The sequence below is a fragment of the Clostridioides sp. ES-S-0054-01 genome (assembly GCA_021561035.1).
In the GTDB taxonomy this organism is placed as follows: Bacteria; Bacillota; Clostridia; order Peptostreptococcales; family Peptostreptococcaceae; genus Clostridioides.
Window position 1 is genome coordinate 279,643 of the sequence record CP067346.1, and the last position, 26,631, is coordinate 306,273.

A 26,631-nucleotide genomic window follows, 5' to 3' on the forward strand; every position below is an offset into this window, starting at 1 on the left:
TGTATGTGTGGAGTTTTAGGGATTTACTCTAATAAAGATGTAACTAAAGAACTGTATTATTCTTTATATTCTATGCAACACAGGGGGCAAGAAAGCTGTGGTTTAGCTCTTTTAGATGATGGAGAAATTAAGTACAAAAAAGATATGGGATTAGTTGGAGATGTTTTTAAGGAAAGTGAATTGTCTAAGTTAAAAGGAAACATAGGGATTGGACATGTTAGATATTCAACAGCTGGAGGAAGTCATGTTTCTAACTGTCAACCTTTAGTTGGAAGCTGTAGAAAAAGACAATTAGCCATAGCTCATAATGGAAATCTAGTTAATGCAAATTATTTAAAAGACATGCTAGAAGAAGATGGATATATGTTCCAAACTAATTCAGATACAGAAGTAATTTTATATATACTTGCGAGATATTATAAAGGGGATATAGTAGAAAGTTTAAAAGTGACAATGGATTATATAAAAGGTGCATATGCTCTTGTAATAATGAGTCAAGAAGAATTGGTTGCAGTTAGAGACCCACATGGATTTAGACCCCTTGTACTTGGTAAAAAGGGTGACGAATATATATTTGCATCAGAGAATTGTGCAATAGATATACTTGGTGGAGAAGTTATAAGAGATGTAGAGCCAGGAGAAATAATAGTAGTTAAAGATGGAGAATTAAAATCATACTTTTATTCAGAAAATTACAAGCCAGTTAAGAAGAGTTGTATATTTGAACACATATACTTTGCAAGAAATGATGCAACTATAGACAATGTAAATGCATATGAATTCAGAATTAAATGTGGTGAAAGATTAGCTCAAAATGAAAATGTAAATGCAGATATGGTAGTTCCAGTTCCAGATTCAGGTTGGCCAGGAGCTATTGGTTATGCAAATGCTAGTGGATTAAAAATAAGTGAAGGTTTAGTTAAAAATAGATACGTAGGAAGAACATTTATAAAACCTACACAAGAAGAAAGAGAAATAGCTGTAAAAATAAAATTAAATCCTCTTTCAACAATAATAAAAGGAAAATCTATAATTTTAGTAGATGATTCAATTGTAAGAGGAACTACATCTAAACAATTAGTAAAATCTTTAAGAGAAGCAGGAGCAAAAGAAATTCATCTTAGAATAACATCTCCTCCAGTAGCTTACTCTTGTTACTATGGAATAGATACTCCAAATCGTTCTAAATTAATTGCATCAAGTAACAACGTGGAAGAAATGAGAGAATATATTGGATGTGATAGTTTAAAATTCCTAGATATAGAAGGAATGTTAGATGCAACAGAAAATAAGTCTACTTTCTGTAAAGCTTGTTTTGATGGAGAATACCCAGTTAAGAAAATTGATAAGGAGGAACTACTTTCATGTTAACATATAAAGAATCAGGTGTAGATATAGACGAAGGAAATAGAGCAGTAGACCTTATAAAAAGTAAAATAAAAGGAACTTATGATGGAAATGTAGTTGGAGATTTAGGTAACTTCAGTGGATTATACAGTTTAAAAGATTTTGTGGGAATGAAAGAACCAGTTTTGCTTGCATCTACAGATGGTGTTGGGACTAAGTTAAAAATAGCTCAAATGATGGACAAGCATGATACTGTTGGAATAGATTTAGTTGCAATGTGTGTAAATGATTTAATTTGTCAAGGAGCAAAGCCATTATTCTTCCTTGATTATATAGCTCTTGGGAAATTAGTTCCTGAGCATATAGAAAAAATAGTTGGTGGAATTGCAGATGGCTGTAAAATGTCTGGTTGTGCATTAATTGGTGGAGAAACTGCTGAAATGCCTGGAATGTATGGAGAAGATGATTATGATTTAGCAGGATTTTCTGTAGGAATAGCAGACAAAGAAAAGATTGTTTCTGGAAACAATGTTAAATCAGGAGATGTATTAGTTGGTATATCTTCAAGTGGAGTACACAGTAATGGATTTTCTTTTATAAGAAAGATATTTTTGGAAACTTACAATTATAAAATGGAACAATATGTTGAAGAACTAGGAATGACAGTTGGGGAAGCGCTTTTAACACCAACTAAAATATATGTTAAATTAGCTTTAGATGTATTAGCTAAACATGACATAAAAGCTATAGCTCACATAACTGGTGGAGGGCTTATAGAGAATATAACAAGAGTTATACCTAAAGGGTTAGGGCTAGATATCAATAAAAAATCTTGGGAGAAGCCTCCTATATTTAAAATGATAGAAGGTTTTAATGCTGTTGATGAGAGAGAACTTCATAAGAGTTTCAACATGGGTATTGGACTAGTTTTAATAGTAAATAAAGAAGATGCTAAAAATGTTGTAGACTTTATAAATAATAGAGAAAATGACAATGCTGCTTATGTAGATAAAAAATACAGTGAATTATTAGAAGATAAAGCGTATATAATTGGTGAAGTAGTAGATAGTCATGAAGGTGTAGAATTATGCTAAATATAGGAGTTTTAATATCTGGTGGAGGAACAAATTTACAAGCAGTTATAGATGGCACTGAGTCTGGAGAAATAAAAGGCCAGGTTAAAGTAGTTATCTCAAGTAAGCAAGATGCTTATGGCTTAGAGAGAGCTAAAAATCATAACATAAAGGCAATTTGTGAAACTAATGAAGACAAGATAATAGAAATTCTTAAAGAAAATAAAATAGATTTAGTAGTTTTGGCTGGTTATTTAAAAATAATCAGCCCAAAGCTGGTTAATGAGTTTAGAAACAAAATGATAAACATACATCCATCATTAATTCCTTCATTCTGTGGAGCTGGATTCTACGGAGAAAGGGTTCATCAAGGTGTGATAGATTATGGAGCTAAAGTAACTGGTGCTACAGTTCATTTTGTTGATGAAGGTGCTGATACTGGACCAATCATAATGCAAGATGTAGTTAAGGTAAATCAAGATGATGATGCAAAGACACTTGCAAAAAGAGTGTTAGAAGTTGAACATAGGATTTTAAAAGAAAGTATAAGTATTTTTTGTGAAAATAAATTAAAACTTCAAGGTAGGAGAGTGTTTATAAATGAGTAAGAGAGCTTTAATAAGTGTAACTGACAAAACTGGTGTAGTGGAATTTGCTAAAGAGTTAAATAAGCTAGATTATGAAATTATATCTACAGGAAATACTTTTAAGACATTAAAAGAAAATGGAGTTAATGTAATACAAGTTGAAGATGTTACAAACTTTCCAGAGATATTAGATGGAAGAGTAAAAACATTAAATCCATATATACATGGTGGGATACTTTACAAAAGAGATAAAGAATCTCATGTAGAAACTGTAAATGAACACAAAATACATTCAATAGATTTAGTAGCTGTAAATTTATATGATTTTGAAGGAACTTTAAAAGCTGGAAAAAGCCATGATGAAATGATAGAAAACATAGACATTGGTGGTCCATCTATGATACGTTCTGCTGCTAAAAACTACAAAGATGTAATAGTAGTAGTAGATATAAAGGATTATGATTCTATAATAGAAAAATTAAAAACAGACACAATGACATTAGAAGACAGAAAAAAATTATCATATAAAGCTTTCTCAACTACAGGAAGATATGATGCGTTAATATCTAGTTATTTTGCTGGAGAAGTTGGAGATACGTATCCTGACATATTAAATTTAACTTTCCAAAAAGAACAAACTTTAAGATATGGAGAAAATCCACATCAAAGTGGTTTCTTATATTCACAATCAAATGCAAAAAATCCAATCTTAAATTATGAGCAATTAGGCGGTAAAGAACTTTCTTTTAACAACTTAAACGATTTACATGGATGTTTAGAAGTAATGAGGGAATTTAAAGATAGCGAAGAAGTAGTTTCAGTAGCTATAAAACATGCTAATTCATGTGGAGTAGGATTAGGAAAAGATGCTTTTGAAGCATATACAAAATGTTATGAAGCAGATAAAGTTTCAATATTTGGTGGAATAGTAGGAATAACTTCTACTATAGACAAAGCTACAGCAGAAAAATTAAATGAAATATTCTTAGAAATAGTAGTAGCATATGATTTTGAACCAGAAGCTTTAGAGATACTTAAGCAAAAGAAAAATCTAAGAATATTAAAATTAGCTAAGATAGAAAATAGTTTACAACCATATGAAATGAAATATTTAGATGGAAAATTATTAATACAAGATAGAAATAATATACTAGCAGAAAAAAGTGAAAATGTAACAAAAGCAAAACCAACAGATGAACAGCTTAAGGACATGGAGTTTGGCATGAGAGTAGTAAAAAATATGAAATCAAATGCAATTGCAATAGTTAAAAATGGGCAAACTCTAGCTTTAGGTTGTGGACAAACATCAAGAATTTGGGCATTAAAAAATGCTCTTGAAAATAACAAAGACAAAGATTTTACAGGGGCTGTTTTAGCATCAGATGCATTTTTCCCATTTGATGATTGTGTAACATTAGCTCATGAATATGGAATATCAGCAGTAGTTCAACCAGGAGGTTCTATAAAGGATAAGGATTCAATAGAAGCTTGTGATAAGTATGATATGGTTATGGTATTTACAGGAATAAGACACTTCAAACACTAAGGAGGATATTATGAAGATATTGGTTGTAGGCGGTGGCGGAAGAGAGCATGCTATATGCTGGAAACTAAGCAAAGAAAAGAATGTAGAAAAAATTTATTGCGCACCAGGTAATGCAGGGATTGCAAATGTAGCAGAATGTGTAAATATAGGTGATACTAATATAGAAGAACTTTTAAAATTTGCAAAAGAAAACGAAATAGGTCTGACAATAGTAGGACCAGAAGTACCACTAGTTATGGGAATAGTAGACGAGTTTGAAAAAGAAGGGTTGAGAGTTTTTGGACCTAATAAAAAATGTGCTCAACTTGAAGGAAGCAAAGCTTTTTCAAAAGATTTTATGATAAAACATAACATACCTACTGCAAAATATAAAGAATATACAAACTTAGAAGAAGCTATATCGGAAATAGATAGCTTTGGATATCCAGTAGTAATAAAAGCGGACGGATTAGCTGCTGGAAAAGGTGTTGTAATACCTGAAAATAGAGAAGATGCTATAGCAACTTTAAAAGAAATGATGTCAGATAAGAAGTTTGGAGATGCTGGAGATAAAATAGTAATTGAAGAGTTTTTAAAAGGAATAGAAACTTCAATTTTGGCATTTGTAGATAATGATACAATAGTTCCTATGGCAAGTGCAAAAGACCATAAGAAAGTAAACAATTATGAACAAGGGCCAAACACTGGGGGAATGGGAACTTTTTCACCTAGTGAAATATATACAGAAGAATTAGCAAATAAAGTAAAAGAGACAGTATTAGAAAAAACTTTAGAAGGCTTCAAAAAAGACGGACTTAATTTTAAGGGTATTTTATTTGTTGGTCTTATGATAACTGAAGATGGAGAGAAAGTACTTGAATATAATGTAAGATTTGGAGACCCTGAAACACAATCTGTTTTATTTAGATTAGAAACAGATTTACATGAAATAATGGAAGCTATATTGGATAATAAATTAAAAGATATAGAAATAAATTATAGTGATGATGAAGCAGTATGTGTTATGCTTACATCAGGAGGGTATCCAGACAGTTATGAAAAAGGAAAAATTATAACTGGTCTTGAAAACTTGGATGATGATATAGTAGTATTCCACAGTGGTACTAAGATGCTTGACGGTAATTTAGTTACTAATGGAGGAAGAGTAATTGGTATAACTGCAAAATCAGCTACTGTTAAGGATGCAGCAGAAAAAGTTTATGAAAATATAAAAAAAGTAAACTTTGAAGGAATGCACTATAGAACAGACATAGGAAGATAATTTTTCTAAAATGGAGGATAAGGTATGTTGAATACTGAAAATAAAGACTCAATGGTTAGAAGAGTACTAGTTGAAAAAAGAGAAGGTTTTGACCTTGAGGCTAAAGCTTTAAAAAAAGACTTGATGGAAAGTTTACACATAGATAATATAGAAAATTTAAGAATATTAAATAGATATGATGTAGAAGGAATATCAGAAGAAGTTTATGAAAATGCAGCAAAGACAATATTTTCTGAACCAAATCTAGATGTAGTATATTATGAAGAAATACCAGAGTTAAATGGCGAAAGAGTATTTGCAATAGAATTTCTTCCTGGTCAATATGACCAAAGAGGTGATTGGGCAGCTCAATGTGTCCAAATAGTAAATCAAGGGATAAGACCTGCTATTAATACAGCAAAAGTTTATATATTATCAGGTAAAATAACTGATGAAGAGTTTTCTAAAATAAAAGATTACTGTATAAATCCAGTAGATAGTAGAGAAGCATCTTTAGAAAAGCCAGAAACGTTAAAAATGGAAACTGAAATACCAACAACAGTTGAAGTATTAGATGGATTTATAGATTTAGATGAAGATGGATTAAGAACGTTTGTAAGTGAAAAAGGGTTGGCAATGACTTTAGGAGATTTACAACACGTTCAAAAATACTTTAAAGATACAGAAAAGAGAAATCCAACTATAACAGAAATAAAAGTTCTAGATACTTATTGGTCTGATCATTGTAGACACACTACTTTTATGACTGAAATAGAAAATGTAAAAATAGAAGATGGTAAGTTTAATGATATCGTAAAAGAAGCGTATCAAATGTATCTTAACTCAAGAGACAATGTATATGTAAACAAACATAAAGATATATGTTTAATGGATATAGCCACTGTTGCAGTAAAAGAATTAAAGAAAAATGGAAAATTAAATGACCTAGATGAAAGTGAAGAAATAAATGCATGTAGTATAAATGTAGATGTTGAAGTTGATGGTAAGATAGAAAAATATTTAGTAATGTTTAAAAATGAAACTCACAACCATCCAACTGAAATAGAACCATTTGGTGGGGCAGCTACTTGTTTAGGTGGAGCTATAAGAGACCCATTATCAGGAAGAAGTTATGTTTATCAAGCAATGCGTGTTACAGGAAGTGCTGACCCAAGAACAACTTTGGAGAATACTTTGCCTGGAAAACTTATGCAGAGAAAAATAACTACAGAAGCTGCTCATGGTTATAGTTCATATGGCAACCAAATAGGTCTTACAACTGGACAAGTTGCAGAAGTATATGATGAAAACTTTGTTGCAAAGAGGATGGAAATAGGTGCAGTTATAGCAGCAGCACCAAAAGAAAATGTAGTAAGAGAAAGACCTGAAGCAGGAGATGTAATAGTTCTTCTTGGAGGAAAAACAGGAAGAGATGGTTGTGGAGGAGCAACTGGTTCATCTAAAGAACATAGTGAAGAATCAATCTTAACTTGTAGTGCAGAAGTTCAAAAAGGAGATGCTCCTAATGAAAGAAAAATACAAAGATTCTTTAGAAATAAAGAAGTTGCTCAAATGATAAAAAGATGTAATGATTTTGGAGCAGGCGGAGTTTGTGTTGCTATAGGAGAGATTGCTGATAGCTTAGATATAAACTTAGATTTAGTTCCTAAAAAATACGATGGACTTGATGGAACTGAACTTGCAATTTCAGAGTCACAAGAGCGTATGGCAGTAGCTATAAAAAAAGAAGATAAAGATAAATTTATACAATTAGCAGTAGAAGAAAACTTAGAAGCTACACATGTAGCTACAGTAACAGATACAGGATATTTAAGAATGTTCTGGAATGGAAAAGCAATTGTAGATATAAATAGAGAGTTTTTGGATACAAATGGAGTAAAACAAACTACTGATGTCCATGTTACTAAAGTAGATGAAGAAAACACATTTTTTAGCTCTAATGAAATAGTAAAAGACGTTAAGTGTGCAAGTATGAAAGATAAATTTACAAAAGTATTGTCTGACCTCAATGTTTGTTCTCAAAAAGGATTAGTTGATATGTTTGATAATACAATTGGTGGTAATACAGTGCTTATGCCATTTGGTGGAAAGTACCAAGCTACTCCAACTCAAGGTATGGTTGCTAAGATACCAGTACTTGGTGGAGAAACTAATACTTCTACAATCATGACTTATGGATACAATCCAAAGGTAGGAAAATGGAGCCCATTCCATGGTGCTTTATATGCAGTAGTAGAATCTGTTTGTAAATTAGTTGCTATTGGAGGAAATTACAGTACAACAAGACTTACATTCCAAGAGTATTTTGAGAAACTTGGTAACAATCCAGAAAAATGGGGTAAACCATTCTCAGCACTTTTAGGGGCATTTTATGCACAAAGTAAATTTGAGATACCTGCTATAGGTGGAAAAGACAGCATGTCTGGTACATTTAAAGATATTGAAGTTCCACCAACATTAGTTTCATTTGCTGTTGATACAGTAGACGCTAAGAAAGTAGTATCTCCAGAATTTAAAAAAGCAGACTCAAAAATAGTAATGTTATGTGTAAATAAATCAGAAAATGATGTTATAGACTTTGAAGAGTTAAAGAAAAACTTAGATAAAGTAAGAGAACTTATACATGGAAATAAAGTTTTATCAACATATGCATTAGGATTTGCAGGTGTGGGTGAAGCAATAAGTAAAATGGCTTTTGGTAATAAAATAGGATTTAAGTTTAGTGAAGAAGCTGAAAAAGCATTTACAGATGGTAAATTATTTGAAGCTAGTTATGGAAATATAATACTTGAATTAGCAAATGATGATTTAAGTGTACTAGATGGATATAATTACATCGTGCTTGGAAGTACAGTTAAAGAAGCTAGTCTATTCATCAAAGGTGAAGAAATTTCATTAGATGAATTATATAAAGCACATTGTAGTACTTTAGAGCCTATATTCCCAACTAAAGCAGAAGAAGTAAAATCAAAGATAGAAACTATAAGTTATATATCACAAGGAGAGGCTAAAAAATCATCATTAAGTATAGCTACTCCAAGAGTATTTATACCAGCATTCCCTGGAACAAACTGTGAATATGACTCTGCAAGAGCATTTGAAAGAGCAGGAGCTAATGCAAATATAAGAGTATTTAAGAATTTAACTTATAAAGATATAGAAGATTCTATAGATACAATAGTAAATGAAATAAAATCTTCTCAAATAATAATGTTACCAGGTGGATTTAGTGCAGGTGATGAGCCAGATGGTTCTGGGAAATTTATAGCTACTGTATTTAGAAATCCTAGAGTACAAGAAGCTATAAATGAGTTTTTAACTAAAAAAGATGGTTTAATGCTAGGTATTTGTAATGGATTCCAAGTACTAATCAAATTAGGATTAGTTCCTTATGGAGAAATAAGAGTTCAAAGTGAAAATGCACCAACACTTACTTACAACAATATTGGTCGTCATCAAGCTAAGATTGCTAGAACTAGAATTTCTTCTAATAAATCTCCTTGGTTGGCTCAAACTAATGTTGGTGATATTCACAATATAGCAGTTTCTCATGGAGAAGGTAAGTTTGTTGCTAGTGAAGAGGTTATGAGAGAATTAATTGCTAATGGACAAGTAGCAACTCAATACGTTGATTTTAATAATGAAGCTACTTATGATATTGAATTTAATCCAAATGGTTCATTCTATGCTGTTGAAGGTATAACTAGTGCTGATGGTAGAGTATTTGGTAAAATGGGACATTCTGAGAGAATTGGTGAGGCAGTGTATAAGAATATCATAGGTGAAAAAGACCAAAAAATATTTGAATCTGGAGTTAAGTATTTTAGATAAGGTTTTTATATTTAATTGGTAATTACAATTTATATTTTGGATATTTAAACTTAGAGAGGTGTAATAATATTATGATAAGCATTTAATATTACATCTCTTTTTTATTTATATAAGAATAATATATTCTACTCAAGTTGAAATATAAGCTATGTTATAATTAATTGTTAAGAGAAATTGAATATTTATTGGAGGGAAATACAATTAATGAAAATATTAATAACAGGGTCTAATGGTCAATTGGGAAAAGAACGTTTATATGTTGGTGGAATATATTACCTATAGAAAATAAAATAAGATATTATGTAAAATATAAATATTTCTTTTGTTTATCCGATAATGATAGTATGATTAAATTAAATTTAAGGACTTAATAAATTTTATATAAAACTAGGAGGAGGAGGATTTTGTGTAGTATAGTCTTTACATATGTTTTGTTTAAGCTAATAGGTTTAGGTTAAGAAAATGAATACTATGTAACTAGGCTAATAATAAATTATGATTATTTGTAAAATAAATATTATAGGAACTCAAGGAATTTGAATTTTATGAGTTTAGCTTTTAAGTCTATAAAATTTAGAAAGGGGGAGTTTTATATTGAACGAAATAAGTTCACTAATTAATATACTGGCATTGACACAACTATCTGGTAGTAATACCACAAATCAGTGTAACTGTGGATATAATAATTCATCTGGATTTGATATGATTATGATGACTTTGTTAAAAGCATTATCACAGAATAATCAACAAACTTCTAATGGGTATAATTTATCATCTAATTCTGAAAAATTATTTAATGAACTTGATAGTGTGGCAAATAATGCAGTTGGTAAATTTATTGAAGTTGATACAAAAGATAAAAGTGTAAAGTCAAGAATTGAAAATGCTGTAGAGCAAGCATCAAAGAAATATAATGTGGATGCAAATCTTATAAAAGCAATAATTAAAGTTGAGTCGGATTTTAATCCAAACACTGTATCTTCTGCTGGTGCTAAGGGTCTTATGCAACTTATGCCAGAAAATTGCAGAGATTTGGGAGTAACAGACCCTTTTAACATAGAACAAAACATAGATGCTGGAACTAGACATATTAAGGAATATATAGATATGTTTGGAGGTAGCATAGAAATGGGATTGATGGCATATAATGGTGGACCTGGTAGAATGAGAAGCAGAGGAGTAGAATCAATTTCTGACTTGTATAAAATGCCGAAAGAGACACAAAATTATATTCCTAAAGTCATGAAATATTATAGAGGGTAGGATTTATTATGGGTATAAACATAGACAAGCTAAATATAAGTCCAAGTAGAAGTATCGAAGTTAAAAAAACAAAGGAAAATAATAAATTCTCTGATAGCTTGAACTTTGTAAAACAATCTTCTTCACTAGAAGATATAAAAAGGAATTTAGAAAGTGTAAAAAAAGCTGGGGAAAGGCTTGTACTTACACAAAATTATGGTGATATTAGTAGGTATAAAAATGCAGTAAAAGAATACCTAAAATCTGTTGTGGATAATATGTATTCACTTGATAAAAATGGTAGTTTTTGGGAACATCAATATTATAAGAATGTAAAGGTTATTGATAATAAACTTGAGGATATGACTAGTAAGTTACTTAGTGAAGAAAAAGAAAATATAGATATTGTTTCTACTGTTGATATGATACAAGGCTTATTGATAGATATGTATAGGTGAAATTACACGAGGAGAAAAGTTTTATGAATAGCAAAAAAGAAGATATATATGAATTGAATTTTGGTCAATTAATAGAAGAAAAGACTGGGGTTATAGAGGAAAATCAAAATGTTTTTAATGCAAAAGTAAATGTGGCCGTTTCTATAGGAAACACAACAGAAACAATAAAAAATATATTAGATTTAAAAGAAGGTTCTATAATAAAATTAAATAAGAATGTAGATGAAAAATTAGATATATATGCAAATGATAGATTATTTGCTTATGGAGAAAGTATTATTACAAATGAAAAGTTATCTGTAAGATTATCTAAAATAGAAGATTCAGACATAAATTAATAATAAAAAAATCCCCTTAGGTTATTCTATATTAGTTTAACTAAGGGGATTTTTATAAAAAATCTAAAATCTATTTGGATTGTATAAATATTTTTCTTTTTTGAGCGATAACTAAAATATAGGGATGTGATTTTGGAGGTGAAGCTATGGATATTAAAAGTGTAAGTTCAAATATTGTAATAAATAATTATTTAAAGAATAAATCAGATACAAAGAAGGTGCAACAAGTTCAAAAAACTGGTAAAACGGACAAGATAGAACTATCTAAATTTGCAAAGGAAATGGCAAGCGTATCAAATATGAATGATGAAGCGACTAGAAATAAAAAAATAGAAGAAATAAAAAGCGCATTGGAAAGTGGAACTTACAAAATAAAGCCAGAAGAAATTGCTAAAAAAATGATAGAGGAGATGCGAGGATAAAGTCATGATTACAGACTTAAAAGTCATAATATATGAAGAAAAAAAGATACTTAGTAATATGATGGAATTACTAAAAGAACAATTTGATTATATAATTGAAAAAGACTTGGAAAACTTAAATAGGTTGAACCCGAAATTAGAAGATATTAGTAGAGAACTTGCATCTATAGAAATAAAGAGAAGACAACTTTTTGGAGATGATGTTTCAATGAGTGAAGTTGTTGAAAATAGTAATGATGAATATTTAAAAGAAATATATATAGACTTAAAGCACATTATTGCTTTAGCTAGGAATCAACAAGAATCAAATGACTCTTTAATAAAGAAAGAACTTATTTTTACGAAAAAAATGATTAATTTCATAAAACCAGTTGATAAACAAACTACAACTTATAATTCTTATGGAAACATTAGAAAATAGATATTGGGAGGAGAAATATGGCAGGATTATTTTCCATTTTAAATACAGCTAATTCAGGAATGAATTCACATCAAAAAGCAATACAGACAATTACTCATAATATAAGTAATCTAGATACAGATGGTTATTCTAGGCAAAGGACTGAATTTGCTACAAACAGTCCAATGTATATGCCTAGTTTGAGTAATTCAATTTCAAGAGGACAATTAGGTACTGGAGTACATGTAACAGATGTAACAAGAGCTAGAAATAGTTTTTATGATTACCAATTTAGAGCAGAAGCTCATAAATATGGGAATACAGTTTCAAAATATGATTATTATAATACTATAGAAACTATACTAAATGAACCATCAGAATATGGAATATCTGCAGGTATAGATGATTTTTTTAAAGGATGGGAGTCATTATCAAAGGATGTAAATAGTGACAGTAAAAAAAGTCTAGTGGTAGAAAATGCATCGAATTTAGCAACTTTAATAAGCGAAAGTTATAAGAAGCTTGATAAGTTAAAAGGAGAGATAGATTCTAATATAGACACTGAGATAAAACAAATAAATGACATGTTAAAGAGTCTTGAAGATTTAAACAAATCTATTGATATTATATCTGGTTCTGGCTCTATGCCAAATGATTTGCTTGATGAAAGAGATAGAATTTTAGATGATTTGAGTTTTAAGCTAGACCTTGAAAATAGTGACGTTAAAAATATGCTTGCAGATGGTAAATTAGAACTTAATGAATTGAAAAATGCAGATGGAACCTGGAAAACAGGTGTATCAGGAACTTTACAAGGTTTATTTGAAATGCATGGTAAAATTGATACATATAAAAGTGACTTAAAAGATGTATCTGATGGATTAGCTAAACAGATAAATGATGTTTATAATACATCTGCTGGAATAACTGTAAAAGATTTTTTTATAACTTCAAATGTAGATGGTGAAGATATCATAAAAGTAAATCCAGCGATAAAAAGTAACCCAAATGAATTGAAGCTTACTACTGAAGAAGCTTCAAAGATTGCTAAGTTAAAGGATGAAAAAATAGATATTGGGGCAGTTGGTGGAAAAGTAAGCACAATAAGTGACCACTATAAAGCTTTTGCAGAATCAGTAGGTTTAGATTCTCAAAAAGTTAATCAAGATGAATTGAATCAACGTAAAATTATGAATAATATTGATAACTCACGAATGAGTGTTTCAGGTGTATCTTTAGATGAAGAAATGACAGAACTCATAAAAGTACAACGCTCTTATCAAGCTAGTGCAAAAGTTATGTCAACAGCAGTACAGTTATTGGATGTTGTAATAAATGGGATAATCTAATAAAAGGGGGAATTCATAATGAGAGTTAGTACAGGTATGATGTCTAGTAATTATCTAAATTCATTACAAGATAATTTACAAAGATTAGACAAGGTTAATAAACAAGTTATCACAACGAAAGAGATAAATAAGCTATCTGATAATCCATATAAGGCAATAAAGATATTGAATTCAAAAAGTGAAATAAAAACTATGGAAACTTATATCGAAAATTGTAAAGATACAGCAGATTGGTTAGAAGCGACTGATACTTCATTAGACCAGCTTGGTAATTTATTAGCAGATATAAAGAAGGGGCTGGTATCAAGTGGTAATGGTTCATATTCAGATGACGAAATAAAAACTATTAGCAATTCAATCAATGGAAAAATGAAAGAAATAGCAAATGCTTTAAATGCAACACATGAAGGTAAGTACATATTTTCAGGTTCAGATACAGGTACACCACCTGTTGAGTGTATAGAGAATGCTGATGGCTCAGTAAGTTTGAAGTTTAATTCTAGCCTAAATCTTAATAAACTAAATGATTCTTTGAGTATGGATGTAGCTCAAGGAATAAGAGTAGATTATAATGTTAAGCTGAGTAGTCTTGGATTTGACCCAACAAAAACTGACCCGTTTGAAAAACTAAATAATATATCAAAAAAACTAGCAAATCCAGATGATGCAGCTATAAAAGAGTTGACAACAACTTGCTTAGGTGACATGGAGAATCTAATAGATAATACAGTAAATGTTAGGTCTATATATGGTACAAAAGCTAATACAGTAGATGCTATGAAGGAAAAAAATGATGAAAGTTTGATACAGTTAAAAGATGTTCTGTCACAAAATGAAGAGATAGATTATGGAGAAAAACTTGTTCAATTAAAGGCTGCGGAATTAACTTATCAAGCCTCACTACAAACAGGAGGAAAGTTATTTAATGTATCTATATTAGATTACATATAGTAAAATAACGCAGATATGATGAAGGTTACATTAAAAAAAGGAATACTAGGGTTTGAAAACTTAAGAGAATACGAGCTTTTAGATATAGAAGATAACGACATTTTAAAAGAATTTAATTCTACTGAAGAAGATGGTATAGGATTTATTGTTGTATCACCATTTGAAATTATTAAGGAGTATGAAATAGTCTTAAATCAAGAAACAATAGAAAAACTTGAAGTAAAATCTCCAAATGATATTATGTTACTTAATATAATCACTATTGGGAAAACACTTGAAGAATCAACTGTGAACATGAAAGCTCCTATAGTAATAAATGTAAGAAATAATTGTGGAATGCAAATAATTTTACAGGATGAGGAATATTCAATATGGCATCCATTATTGAGAGGTGATAGTGGATGCTAGTAATTTCAAGAAAAAAAGATGAAGCAGTACTTATAGGAGAAAATATAGAAGTAAAAGTTGTAGGAGTAGATGGAAATAACATAAAGTTAGCCATATCTGCTCCTAATAATATAAGCATATTAAGAAAAGAAATATATGAAAAAGTAAAAAATGAAAATATAAAAGCTACAAATAAAAATATAAAAATTTTAAAATATTTAAAATAAACACTTGGAGGAAGCAATATATGTATGGAGAGAATCCTTATAATTCTTATAAGCAAAATGCTGTTTTTATGGCGTCAAAAGAACAGCTGTTGCTTATGCTTGTTGATGGGGCAGTAAAATACACAAAAATAGCCAGAGGAGCCATTATAGATAAAAATACACGAAGAGCACATAGAGAGCTTATAAGAGTTCAAGATATATTTACAGAACTAATGGTTACATTAGACCAAAATGCAGGACAATGGGCGAAAGATATGTATAGAGTTTATGATTTTGTAAGATATGAACTTTCAAAAGCAAATATCAGAAAGGATATACAAATAATAGATAATGTATTACCTGTAATAGAGCAGATTAAAGATACATGGCACGAAGCTGATAAAAAGAGTAAAGAAGAAAGAAGTAGGTATAAATAATGGAGTTAAATTTAACTGAATTAAATGGGTTATCAAAAGAAGAATTACTATTGATGCTTGTCGATGGTACAGTCAAATATATTAATGTATCAAAAGTTGCACTTTTAAATAAGGACTATTTAAAAGCACATAATGAACTTGTTAGAGTTCAAAACATATTTGCAGAATTAATGGCTACATTAGACCAAAATGTAGGACAATGGGCAAAGGACATGTATAAAGTTTATGAGTTCATAAAACATGAATTAGTAAGGGCTGATGTAAATAAAGATATTAAAGTGATTGATGATATATTGCCAATAGTAGAACAAATAAGAGATACATGGCATGAAGTATATAATAAACTATAAATATAATCATGATGGGGGGATAAATATATGTCAAGTATAAGTCCAATAAGAGTTACAGGCCTTTCAGGAAATTTTGATATGGAAGGTATAATAGAAGCTAGTATGACACGAGATAAGGAAAAAGTTAATAAAGCGAAACAAGATCAACAAATAGTTAAATGGAAGCAAGAAATATATAGAGATATTATAAAAGAGTCAAAGAATCTTTATGATAAGTATTTAAATGTAGATTCTCCTAATAGTATAACAAGCAAAAAAGTATACTCTGCTACAAGCATAACTAGTTCTGATGAAAGTATTATAGTAGCAAAAGGTTCAGCTGGTGCAGAAAAAATAAATTATCAATTTGCAGTCTCTCAAATGGCTGAACCAGCAAAAGTGACTATTAAATTGAATTCAAGTGATCCTGTTGTTCAACAATTTCCTCCAAATGCTAGTGGAGCTAGTTCTCTAAATATAGGTGGTGTAAATATACCAATATCTGAACAGGATACTACAAGCACTATCGTAAGCAAAATAAATTCACTTTGTGCAGATAATGATATAAAAGCTTCTTATAGTGAAATGACAGGTGAATTGATTATTTCAAGAAAACAGACTGGTTCATCATCAAACATTGATCTGGAGGTAGTAGGAAATGATAAGTTAGCTGATCAAATTGCTAATGATAATGGTATTACCTTTGCGACTGATGCTAGTGGAAAGAAATCTGCAGTAGTGCAGGGAAAAAATTTAGAAGCTGATGTAACTGATGAATATGGAAGAGTAATACACATAAGCCAAGAACATAATTCATTTAGTATAGACAACATTGATTATAATGTAAATTCAAAAGGAAGTGCTAAATTAGTTTCTGTTACTGACACTGAAGAAGCTACTAAAAATATGAAGGCATTTGTAGATGATTATAATGCATTAATGGATAAGGTATATGGACTAGTCACTACCAAAAAGCCAAAAGATTATCCACCTCTTACAGATGAGCAAAAAGAAGATATGACAACTGAAGAAATAGAAAAATGGGAAAAGAAGGCTAAAGAGGGTATACTTAGAAATGATGATGAATTAAGAGCTTTTGTTGAAGATATACAATCTATGTTCTTTGGAGATGCAGATACTATTCTTGCTTTAAGAAAAATGGGTATTAATGAATCTAAGAATTATAATAAAAAAGGGCAAATATCATTTGATAAAGATACTTTTTCAAATGCCCTTATAGATGATAGCGACAAGGTATATAAAGCTTTAGCTGGATATTCTTCAAATCATGATGATAAGGGAATGTTTGAAAAATTAAAAGATATTGTATCTGAGTATTCTGTGTATTCAACCTCTAAACTTGCTAAAAAATCAGGCATAGAAAATACTGCTTCTGCTACTAAAAATGTATATTCAGAACAAATTGCAGAACAAGAAAAAAACATAAGTAGGCTAGTTGAAAAGATGAATGATAAGGAAAAAAGACTTTATGCTAAATATTCAGCTTTGGAGTCTTTATTGAATCAGTATTCTTCACAAATGAGCTACTTCTCACAAGCACAAGGTAATTAATTATGGACAAATTAGAAGAAAAAATAAATTTATATAAAGATATATCTTTAAAAATTATAAATTTGATTGAAAAAGAAGAATATAAAAATATAAGTAATCGTTTAAATGAAAGACAAAATATTATAAATAGTATAAGTGAATTTGATAGAAATGAATTTATACATCTTTATAATAGTATGGAACTAATTGAAATTGATGATAAAATAAAGGATGCTTTACAGGAGCAATTATCAGAAGTAAAAAAAGAATTACATGAATACAAGCTTACTAAACAGGTAAATACAATGTATTATAGTTTAAATAGAGAAAAAGTAAATCTTTTTAGTAAAAAAGTATAAAGTTATAGATTAACTTGTCCGATAATATAAATGAACAAGTAATATAAAAAGTTAAGAGTAGAAATGACAAGGATGTCAACTATACTAAGGAGGGTAAAATAATGAGAGTTAATACAAATGTAAGTGCTTTGATAGCAAATAACCAAATGGGAAGAAACGTAAGTGGACAAAGTAAGTCTATGGAAAAGTTATCTTCTGGTGTTAGAATTAAGAGAGCTGCTGATGATGCTGCTGGACTTGCAATATCTGAGAAAATGAGAGCTCAAATAAAAGGTTTAGACCAAGCGGGGAGAAACGTTCAAGATGGTATATCTGTTGTACAAACAGCAGAGGGTGCATTAGAAGAGACTGGAAACATATTACAAAGAATGAGAACTTTATCATTACAAGCTGCAAATGAAGTTAATAAGGCAGAAGAAAGAGAAAAGATAGCTGATGAGTTAAAGCAGTTAAAAGACGAAATTGAAAGAATATCAAGTTCAATAGAGTTCAATGGAAAGCAACTGCTTGACGGATCTTCTTCATCAATAAGATTACAAGTTGGAGCAAACTATGGAACTAATGTTTCAGGTACATCTAATAATAACAATGAGATAACAATCGAGTTAGTAAATACTTCAGGTATAATGAGTGCAGCTGGGATAACTAGTGATTCAATAGGAAAGATGAATGCAGATGGAGCTTCTGGAACAAATGCATCTAAAGATATGGTATCTAGCTTAGACGCAGCTCTTAAGTCATTAAACTCATCAAGAGCAAAATTAGGAGCGCAACAAAATAGATTAGAATCAACACAAAATAACTTAAATAATACTCTAGAGAATGTTACAGCAGCTGAATCAAGAATAAGAGATACAGATGTTGCTTCAGAAATGGTTAACTTATCTAAAATGAATATATTAGTTCAAGCATCACAATCAATGCTTGCTCAAGCTAATCAACAACCACAAGGAGTTTTACAATTATTAGGATAAATCTTATTATTAATATTATGAAGAGTAAAGCATTGCTTTACTCTTTAATTTTTCTAATAAATATGCATTGGAAGGAAAAATTTATGTTATTAAGTATAGTAATGATGGTAAAAAATGAAGAAAAAATGTTAAATAAAACATTAGAAGCATTAAAACAACTAAGAGATTCCATAGATAGTGAACTTATAATAATGGATACTGGGTCAACTGATAATACTGTTAAGATAGCCAAAGAACATACTGAGAAAGTTTATTTTCATAAATGGGATAATGATTTTTCTAGTATGAGAAATAAGGCGATTTCATATTCTAAAGGCCAATGGGTATTTATACTAGATGCTGATGAAGTATTAACAGATTGTACCAAAATGATAGAATTTTTTAATAGTGATTTGTGTAAGAAATTTAAGTCAGCATCAATACAGTTAAAAAATATCTATTCTTTAGAAAAAAGCTCTTATGGCTATTCTTCTGTATTAAGGTTATTTAGAAATGACAACTTTAAATTTGTAGGTAGAGTTCATGAACAACCATTATATAAAGATCCTGTATTTCATAATATTGCAGAGTTTGACCACTATGGATATATATTTGAAGATGAAGAATTTAGGATACAAAAAGTTAAAAGAAACGAAGAACTTCTATTACAACAGTTAGAAGAAGATAAAGATAATCCATATGTTAATTATCAACTTGGAAAGAATTTTATTATATTAGAAAAATATCATGATGCACTATTTTATTTGGAAAGAAGTAACAATTTGTATAAAAGTTATGACTTTGTTCCAGGATATGTGCTTACTAGTTTAGCAAAAATATATTTATATTTAGGAAAACATAAAAAGTGTGAGAAATTATGTTTAAAGTATATAAATAAAGATATGAATAATATTGATATATATTATTATTTGGCACAAGCAGAAGTTAGTTTAGGGAAATATGAAAATAGTATAGATTCATATAAAAGATTTATTTATTTAGTTGATAATTATGAAGTAAGTACTCAAGCAAATAGTTTATTTTCAGATACTGATGCAGTAAGTTTTAAAGATATTGCAACTATTACATTAATAAAAATTTATTATAAGTTAGAAAAATATGATTTAGTAATAAAAGAGTTTAAAAATATTGAGGATAAAAAGAAAATGAAAGATGTGTACTTTAGTCTTTTTATGTCCCTATATAAGCTTGATATATTTGAAAATATTCTTGATTACTATAATGATTTACCAATATCTCCAGTAGAAAAAAAATACTTTTATGAAAGTATAGAAATATTTATACAAAATATTCGAGAATGTGAAAAAAATAGTATATATAAAATTTTGTGCTCAATGGATGGAAACTATGGGAGATTTAACAAAATAAGGTTAGATAGGAATCTATCTTTAGATGAATGCAAAAACATACTTGAGAGTGAGAATACATTTATTTATGCTCCACTTATAATTATAGCTCATGAAAATGATATAAATTTGTTAGATATATTTTATAATATGGACTATGTTTGGATAGAGAGATATATGCAATATAGTGTTAATTATGATAAACGTTTCATATTGAAATTATATAAATATGTACTAAAACAACCAAATACTTTTGATATTAATAAAATAAAAGTATATAGAGTATTTGTAAAGGTCGTTTTAGAAAATAATATTTTAGATGAAAAGAAATATAAAGAACTATTTTATATTTATATGATGTATTCTTATCAATATATAAAAAATATATACACTAACTTTAATAATTATGAGATAATAAAATATATAAATGGAGATGTTGAAAGATTTGTTTTAAAACTAAAAATTTTACAAGATATAAAAAATGATAATAAAATAAGTTACATAGGAGATTTGAAACAGTTATTATATGAATATCCATACTGTAATAAAATAATTGAATTACTTATAAAAGATTTTGAAAAGGAGCTCAACACAACAAAAGAATTTAATGTTTTAAAAAAAGATTTTCTTATAAATATAGAAAATATAATAAATTGTGGAGATATAAAAAATGCAAAATCTATGATTGGTGAGTATTTAGAACTTTTTGATGAGGAGTCTGAAATTTTAAATATGAATGGAATAATTAATATGATGGAAGGCAATTATGAAGAGGCAGATTTTATGTTTAAAAAAGCATATTCACTAAGCCTAGATAATGAGGACATCATATTTAACATTAAATATCTTAGAGAACTCAACTTAAACTATAAATAGATTTTTTAATGATAAAAGTAAGATACCTTTAGTATACTATCAAGGCCTATGTAAGTTGAAAGATGTAATAAGTTATTGCTTAATCATAGACTCCTTATAAAGTAAAATATTATGGAGTATATGAATTATTAAAATATAGTTATGCTTATTAAGTAATATCTCATACTGTATGAAATATAATAAATAACTATATTTAAGATAAAAGTAGTATAAGATTACAGTACTTTGAGGTAGTTAAATTAATTAAGTTATAAATACTATATGGAGGCAAAGGTGGATATAATGGATATTTAGCAGATTTACGAAATGTGGATTCATTTAAGGGAAAGATAGAAATTATATCAAAACTATCTGCTTATGAATTGGAGCGTTTAAAATTAAATGCTACAAAATCAGTGGATGATTTTTCTATTGAAAAAGTTATAGAGAGAATGAGATTAACCTTGGATACTTAATTAATAATAAAAGTAGGTGTAAATAATATGATTATAGATATAGTTCTATCATATGTAGAACATATTGGTAAGTTGGAAGAAAATATAGCTGTTCTAAGTAAAATTCTAACAAGTAGAGGTCATAAAACTCGTATATTCTTGGAATCTGAAATAAAATATCTAGAATGGTCAAAGAACTTTCAAGAATGTCATTTTTTTTCTTCAGATAGACTTGGTGAATTTGAGAAAGCTTTAGAATATACAAAATTAGTTGATATTTTAGGGATACCAGATATTATACTTGCTACTGGAACAGCATTACAAAGTTTAATTTGTAGGTTAGCTATAATGCACTTAGAGGAAGATAAACCTTCAATTATATCACTTATATATGATAAATCAGGACAATATGCTGATATAAAATATATAAAATACAGTGATGCTCATATTGCTATATCAAATGATGTTAGAAGAGTAATAAATAGTATAGACAAAGATTCTCCTACATATTTTATTGAAAAGTTAACCGAGCTTGGTGAAGAAAGCAAGATTGATAATTTTGAGAATATGTTTTTAAGGTATTATGGAACTCCAAATAAAATAATGAATAGTATAGAGGAGTATTTAATTTCTAATAATCTAGAAGAAGCTTTAAATGCTGTTTGTTTTTATGACAGTAGATTTTATAGAAATGTAGATTTTATTAATTTAAAATCTATTTTAGCTATACAAATGGAAGAGTATGAAATAGCTATAAGGAATTTGGAACAAGCAGTAATATTACTAAAAGAAGAAAATTTAGATATATATTATAATTTAGCATATGCATATGAAAAAAATAAAGATTTTGATAAATCTATAGATATGTACAAGCAGATAATGAAGAGTGTAGATGAAGATGAACAAGCACAGCTTTTTAATATACTTGAGGATATATATAAGAAAAGAGAATTAGAATTTGATAACTACTATAAGAATGAAAATTTAATATATAAAAATAAATATGGAACTACACTTATAGAAGATACTTTTTATAAGGATACACCAAATTACCCAGAAAATATATATGAAGGAAGAAATACTTTAAGTAAACTAATGACAGAAGAGTATCCATTAGTAAGTATTTATGTTTTGGCATATAACAATTTAGAGAAATATACCAAAGGATGTATTGAAAGTATTTTAAGATACACAGAAGATATAAATTATGAACTAATACTAGTTGATAATGGATCAAGTGATGGAACATATGAATATTTTAAATCAATAAAACATTCAAATAAAAAAATAATAAGAATAACTAAAAATCTTGGTGCAGCATATTCAGGTCCACTTATATTTAAAGAAGCTATGGGAAAATATTTAGTTGCTATTGCAAATGATATATTAGTTACAAAAAATTGGCTTTCAAATATGTTAAAATGTGCTGAATCTGATATTAGAATAGGAATGGTTAATCCAGTATTAGATTTTGTGAGCAATTTACAATCAATTGATTTAAAATATGATAATTTAGAAGATATGCAAAAAAAAGCAGAAAAGTATAACATATCAGATCCAACTAAGTGGCATGAAAGGCTAAGATTAATTACATTAGGAACTTTATTTAGAAAAGAATGTTTAGATATTATGGGTTATGTAGACTATGGATTTATTCATCATTATACAGATGATGATTTAACATTTAGAGTAAGAAGAGCAGGTTATAAAGCAATACTTTGTAAAGATACATTTATAAGTCATAGAGGTGGAGAATCAGATAAAGGTATAGAAGTTGAATTCAATGGAATATACAAAGGCAAAAACTTTTTTGAAGATAAATACTATGGAATAAGCACAGAAGATGCTTCAAATTATGAACCAACTATGATCTCATTTATAGAAGCTGATAAATTAGATAACAAAATATATAATGTTTTAGGTATAGATACTCTTTGTGGAACTCCTATATTAGAAGTAAAGAACAAGTTAAGAGAAGGTAATATTTTCAAAACTAAACTATCTGCATTTTCTCAGGAAGCTAAATATTGGATAGATTTAAAAACTATATGTGATGATGTAATAGTTGATAGAGTAGAATATATTGATGAATATTACGAAAATAAAAAATTTGATTATGTTATAGTTGGGAGAGAATTGAATTTATATAAAGATCCATATAAATTATTATCTTCATTAAGTAAATTTATTGATGAAAACGGAAGTATAATCTTAAAGTTAAAAAATAATTATGATATAAAGTCGCTATTACATATTTTAAATATTGAACTTGATTTTGAAAAACAAAATATACAAGCTATGGATTTGAACATCTTAAATAATAAATTAAAAGACATAGATTTATGTATAAAAAATATAAAAGCAGAAATGCATTATATTGAAAAAGAAGGTATGGAGCTGATAGATTCGGTTTTAGAAAAGTTTAAAATACAAGAAGAAAATTTTAGTCAGATGTATATAAATAACTATGTAATGGAGTTAAAAAAATCTAAGCAGGTTCTGCAATAAATAGATTAGTTAGATATTTTATATTCTATTATAATTGAGTTTTAATAATGAATTAAGAAAATATATAAACAAATGGAGGTATTATTTATGAATAAAATACTAAAAGGTGAAGAATTTTCAACAGAATGGATAAAATTTATTGATTTAAATATAAATATGAATTATTTATGTAGTAAAAACATTGTTTTATTTGGTACTGGGTTTTATGGTAACATGGTTTTTAAATATTTAAAAAGTAAAGGTATTTCTGTATCTTACTATTGTGATAATGATGTAAATAAACAAGGAAAATATGTTGATGAAATCTTAGTAATCTCTCCAAATAAACTATATGAAATAAAAGAAAAAGTTATTTTTATTACAGCTAGACATTGCGTAAAAGAAATAAAAAAGCAGCTTGAAGATATGGATTTATATTCTATTTCATTTGATAATTTTATTTTAGGAGATAGATATGAAGAATATAAAAAAATATATGAAGAATATTTGGAAGATATAAAATCAAAAAAAACATATAAAAATATAATGAAGTGCATGGCTACTGGTGATACTAAATATTGTCAAGAAATTATGGAAAAGGATGCATTTTATTCATTACCAATATTTACTAATAATGTAAGTGATATTTTTGTAGATGCAGGTGCTTTTGTTGGAGATACTATTGAACAGTTTATTTGGAGTAATATTGGTCAATTTAAAAAGATATATGCATTTGAGCCAGGAGAGAGACAATTTAAAGCAATGAAATTTAGAGTAGAAAGATTAATTCAAGAGTGGGGATTAGAAAATAACAAAATTGAATGTATAAATGCTGGATTAGGAGAGTTTAACAATAAAGTACAATATCATATAAATGAAGACGTACCATCTAGTAATAATTTTTTACAAGCAAGTTCCAATAAAGTAGATAAAATGGTAGATGAAATAGTAGATGTTTATAGTTTAGATAAATATTTGGATAAAGGAGAAGTAAACTTTATAAAAGCAGATATAGAAGGTTATGAATTAGAAATGTTAAAGGGAGGTGAATATATAATAAAACAATATAAACCTAAATTAGCTATAAGTGTTTACCACAAACCAGATGATATTCTTGAAATAATTACATATTTGAAAAAAATAGTCCCTGAATATAAAATTGCTATCAGACAACATGCACCAACGTTAGTAGAGACTGTTTTATATTGTTGGATAGACAAATAATAAGAGGAGTATTTATATGTTAGATATTTTAGAAAATTTGAATAATATAGATTTAATAGTTAATGAATTGTTAAATCATAAGCATTATAATAATGATTTAGAACATACCTTAAATAAAAGTGAGATTATATTATATGGGGCAGGGAATTTAGGCAATATGGCAAGTGAAGTATTAAGTAGCATAAATATTACACCAAGATATATTGTTGATAAAAATATTGATTTACATGGAAAGAAAATAAATGGAATAAATATTATTAATCCAGATTATCTGAGTAGAGAAGATAAGGAAAATAGTATATTTGCTATATGTATTGTCAAGATTCAATATAATGAAATTAAAGAATATTTAGAAGAAATAGGATGTAAGAATATCTGTCACTTTTATGACATTACAGAAATGCTAAAAGATAAAGTGGGAGTTAGTAATGGATGGATTTTAGAAGACTTATCAGAAGTAGAAAAGAAGAAAATATCAAAAATTTATAACAAATTTGAAGATATCGAGTCAAAATTATATTATATACAATGGTTATGTTGGCGAATCTGTAAGAAAGAAATCAAATTTAAGAATTTAGATATAAATACAGAAAATAAGTTTTTTATAGATGAAATTATGAGTGTTTTGAATGAAAATGAAGTTTACATAGATTGTGGAGCTTATACGGGAAATACATTGAGTCAATTTATAGAAAAAGTAAATGGCAAATTTAATAAGATAATTGCTTTTGAACCAAATTTAGAAAGTTATCAAAATTTACAAGAAATAACTAGAGACCTTAATACTATTTATAATAATAAAATAAACATTTTTAAATATGGAGTTGGAGAAACAAAGTATATTGGATTATTGAGAAATAATCTAGGATTAGCAAGTAAATTTGTTAATCTAGCAAGTGAAAATTTTCAAGAGGAAGTTGAGATTGTTAACTTAGATGAATTTCTAATAAATTTGGATCCTACATTTATAAAAGTACATGTAGAAGGAATGGAACTAGATGTTTTAAAAGGGAGCATGGAAATAATATGTAAAATGAGACCAATACTAGTAATTACAACATATCATAATAGTGATGGTGTATATAAAATTCCAGATTTATTAATAAATAACTTAAATGACTATTCGTTTTATTTTAGATTACATGGATACTGTGGTACACAAAGTGTATTATATGCTATCCCTAATGAAAGAAAAAAGTAAAGGAGAAGTTTATAA

General features: G+C 28.2%; 25 protein-coding genes. All 25 read left to right on the top strand.

What is annotated here, in order from left to right; all coding sequences use genetic code 11:
• Positions 1 to 3 precede the first annotated feature (3 nt).
• The gene (purF, locus tag JJC02_01645) at positions 4 to 1,371 is read left to right on the top strand and encodes an amidophosphoribosyltransferase (protein UDN54927.1); all 1,368 of its coding nucleotides are present in this window, start codon (positions 4 to 6) and stop codon (positions 1,369 to 1,371) included.
• On the top strand, positions 1,365 to 2,441 hold the full coding sequence (locus JJC02_01650) for a phosphoribosylformylglycinamidine cyclo-ligase (protein ID UDN54928.1): 1,077 nt from the start codon (positions 1,365 to 1,367) through the stop codon (positions 2,439 to 2,441). The genes purF and JJC02_01650 overlap by 7 nt, the downstream gene beginning before the upstream one ends.
• Entirely contained in the window at positions 2,435 to 3,028 is a 594-nt protein-coding gene (locus JJC02_01655) for a phosphoribosylglycinamide formyltransferase (protein UDN54929.1), read from the top strand. The genes JJC02_01650 and JJC02_01655 overlap by 7 nt, the downstream gene beginning before the upstream one ends.
• Positions 3,021 to 4,553 (top strand): bifunctional phosphoribosylaminoimidazolecarboxamide formyltransferase/IMP cyclohydrolase, encoded by a 1,533-nt coding sequence (gene purH / locus JJC02_01660; GenBank protein UDN54930.1) that lies wholly within the window; start codon positions 3,021 to 3,023, stop codon positions 4,551 to 4,553. Before JJC02_01655 ends, purH begins: the two co-directional genes overlap by 8 nt.
• A gap of 10 nt (positions 4,554 to 4,563) precedes the next feature.
• Positions 4,564 to 5,814 carry a phosphoribosylamine--glycine ligase gene (purD, locus tag JJC02_01665; protein UDN54931.1) on the top strand — a complete coding sequence of 417 codons (1,251 nt, stop codon included), beginning with the start codon at positions 4,564 to 4,566 and terminating at the stop codon, positions 5,812 to 5,814.
• Positions 5,815 to 5,838: 24 nt separating this feature from the next.
• Complete coding sequence (locus tag JJC02_01670) at positions 5,839 to 9,645, top strand: phosphoribosylformylglycinamidine synthase (GenBank protein UDN54932.1); 3,807 nt, start codon at positions 5,839 to 5,841, stop codon at positions 9,643 to 9,645.
• 594 nt (positions 9,646 to 10,239) lie between these two features.
• Positions 10,240 to 10,908, top strand: a complete 669-nt coding sequence (locus tag JJC02_01675) for a transglycosylase SLT domain-containing protein (protein UDN54933.1) — start codon at positions 10,240 to 10,242, stop codon at positions 10,906 to 10,908.
• A gap of 8 nt (positions 10,909 to 10,916) precedes the next feature.
• Positions 10,917 to 11,345 (top strand): YaaR family protein, encoded by a 429-nt coding sequence (locus JJC02_01680; GenBank protein UDN54934.1) that lies wholly within the window; start codon positions 10,917 to 10,919, stop codon positions 11,343 to 11,345.
• Between the two features lie 23 nt (positions 11,346 to 11,368).
• Positions 11,369 to 11,683, top strand: coding sequence for a FliM/FliN family flagellar motor switch protein (locus tag JJC02_01685; protein UDN54935.1), 315 nt, complete (start codon positions 11,369 to 11,371; stop codon positions 11,681 to 11,683).
• A 146-nt stretch (positions 11,684 to 11,829) separates the two neighbouring features.
• On the top strand, positions 11,830 to 12,105 hold the full coding sequence (gene flgM / locus JJC02_01690) for a flagellar biosynthesis anti-sigma factor FlgM (GenBank protein ID UDN54936.1): 276 nt from the start codon (positions 11,830 to 11,832) through the stop codon (positions 12,103 to 12,105).
• A gap of 4 nt (positions 12,106 to 12,109) precedes the next feature.
• Positions 12,110 to 12,526, top strand: a complete 417-nt coding sequence (locus JJC02_01695; protein ID UDN54937.1) for a flagellar protein FlgN — start codon at positions 12,110 to 12,112, stop codon at positions 12,524 to 12,526.
• A 17-nt stretch (positions 12,527 to 12,543) separates the two neighbouring features.
• A complete protein-coding gene (gene flgK / locus JJC02_01700; GenBank protein ID UDN54938.1) occupies positions 12,544 to 13,854 on the top strand; it encodes a flagellar hook-associated protein FlgK in 1,311 nt (436 codons plus the stop codon).
• An 18-nt stretch (positions 13,855 to 13,872) separates the two neighbouring features.
• Complete coding sequence (flgL, locus tag JJC02_01705) at positions 13,873 to 14,805, top strand: flagellar hook-associated protein FlgL (protein UDN54939.1); 933 nt, start codon at positions 13,873 to 13,875, stop codon at positions 14,803 to 14,805.
• Between the two features lie 15 nt (positions 14,806 to 14,820).
• Positions 14,821 to 15,213, top strand: coding sequence for a flagellar assembly protein FliW (locus tag JJC02_01710; protein ID UDN54940.1), 393 nt, complete (start codon positions 14,821 to 14,823; stop codon positions 15,211 to 15,213).
• Complete coding sequence (csrA, locus tag JJC02_01715) at positions 15,207 to 15,419, top strand: carbon storage regulator CsrA (protein ID UDN54941.1); 213 nt, start codon at positions 15,207 to 15,209, stop codon at positions 15,417 to 15,419. The genes JJC02_01710 and csrA overlap by 7 nt, the downstream gene beginning before the upstream one ends.
• Before the next feature lie 20 nt (positions 15,420 to 15,439).
• The gene (gene fliS, locus JJC02_01720; GenBank protein UDN54942.1) at positions 15,440 to 15,835 is read left to right on the top strand and encodes a flagellar export chaperone FliS; all 396 of its coding nucleotides are present in this window, start codon (positions 15,440 to 15,442) and stop codon (positions 15,833 to 15,835) included.
• A complete protein-coding gene (gene fliS / locus JJC02_01725; GenBank protein UDN54943.1) occupies positions 15,835 to 16,185 on the top strand; it encodes a flagellar export chaperone FliS in 351 nt (116 codons plus the stop codon). The genes fliS (JJC02_01720) and fliS (JJC02_01725) overlap by 1 nt, the downstream gene beginning before the upstream one ends.
• A 27-nt stretch (positions 16,186 to 16,212) precedes the next feature.
• Positions 16,213 to 17,736, top strand: coding sequence for a flagellar filament capping protein FliD (gene fliD, locus JJC02_01730; protein UDN54944.1), 1,524 nt, complete (start codon positions 16,213 to 16,215; stop codon positions 17,734 to 17,736).
• Positions 17,737 to 17,738: 2 nt separating this feature from the next.
• A complete protein-coding gene (locus JJC02_01735) occupies positions 17,739 to 18,074 on the top strand; it encodes a flagellar protein FliT (protein UDN54945.1) in 336 nt (111 codons plus the stop codon).
• 101 nt (positions 18,075 to 18,175) lie between these two features.
• Positions 18,176 to 19,048 (top strand): flagellin, encoded by an 873-nt coding sequence (locus JJC02_01740; protein ID UDN54946.1) that lies wholly within the window; start codon positions 18,176 to 18,178, stop codon positions 19,046 to 19,048.
• A gap of 83 nt (positions 19,049 to 19,131) precedes the next feature.
• On the top strand, positions 19,132 to 21,270 hold the full coding sequence (locus JJC02_01745; protein UDN54947.1) for a glycosyltransferase: 2,139 nt from the start codon (positions 19,132 to 19,134) through the stop codon (positions 21,268 to 21,270).
• A 308-nt stretch (positions 21,271 to 21,578) separates the two neighbouring features.
• Complete coding sequence (locus JJC02_01750; protein UDN54948.1) at positions 21,579 to 21,725, top strand: hypothetical protein; 147 nt, start codon at positions 21,579 to 21,581, stop codon at positions 21,723 to 21,725.
• Between the two features lie 27 nt (positions 21,726 to 21,752).
• On the top strand, positions 21,753 to 24,212 hold the full coding sequence (locus tag JJC02_01755; GenBank protein UDN54949.1) for a glycosyltransferase: 2,460 nt from the start codon (positions 21,753 to 21,755) through the stop codon (positions 24,210 to 24,212).
• 87 nt (positions 24,213 to 24,299) lie between these two features.
• Positions 24,300 to 25,415: an FkbM family methyltransferase gene (locus JJC02_01760; GenBank protein ID UDN54950.1), complete on the top strand. Its 1,116-nt coding sequence runs from the start codon at positions 24,300 to 24,302 to the stop codon at positions 25,413 to 25,415.
• Between the two features lie 16 nt (positions 25,416 to 25,431).
• On the top strand, positions 25,432 to 26,616 hold the full coding sequence (locus JJC02_01765; GenBank protein UDN54951.1) for an FkbM family methyltransferase: 1,185 nt from the start codon (positions 25,432 to 25,434) through the stop codon (positions 26,614 to 26,616).
• The last annotated feature ends 15 nt before the right edge of the window (positions 26,617 to 26,631 follow it).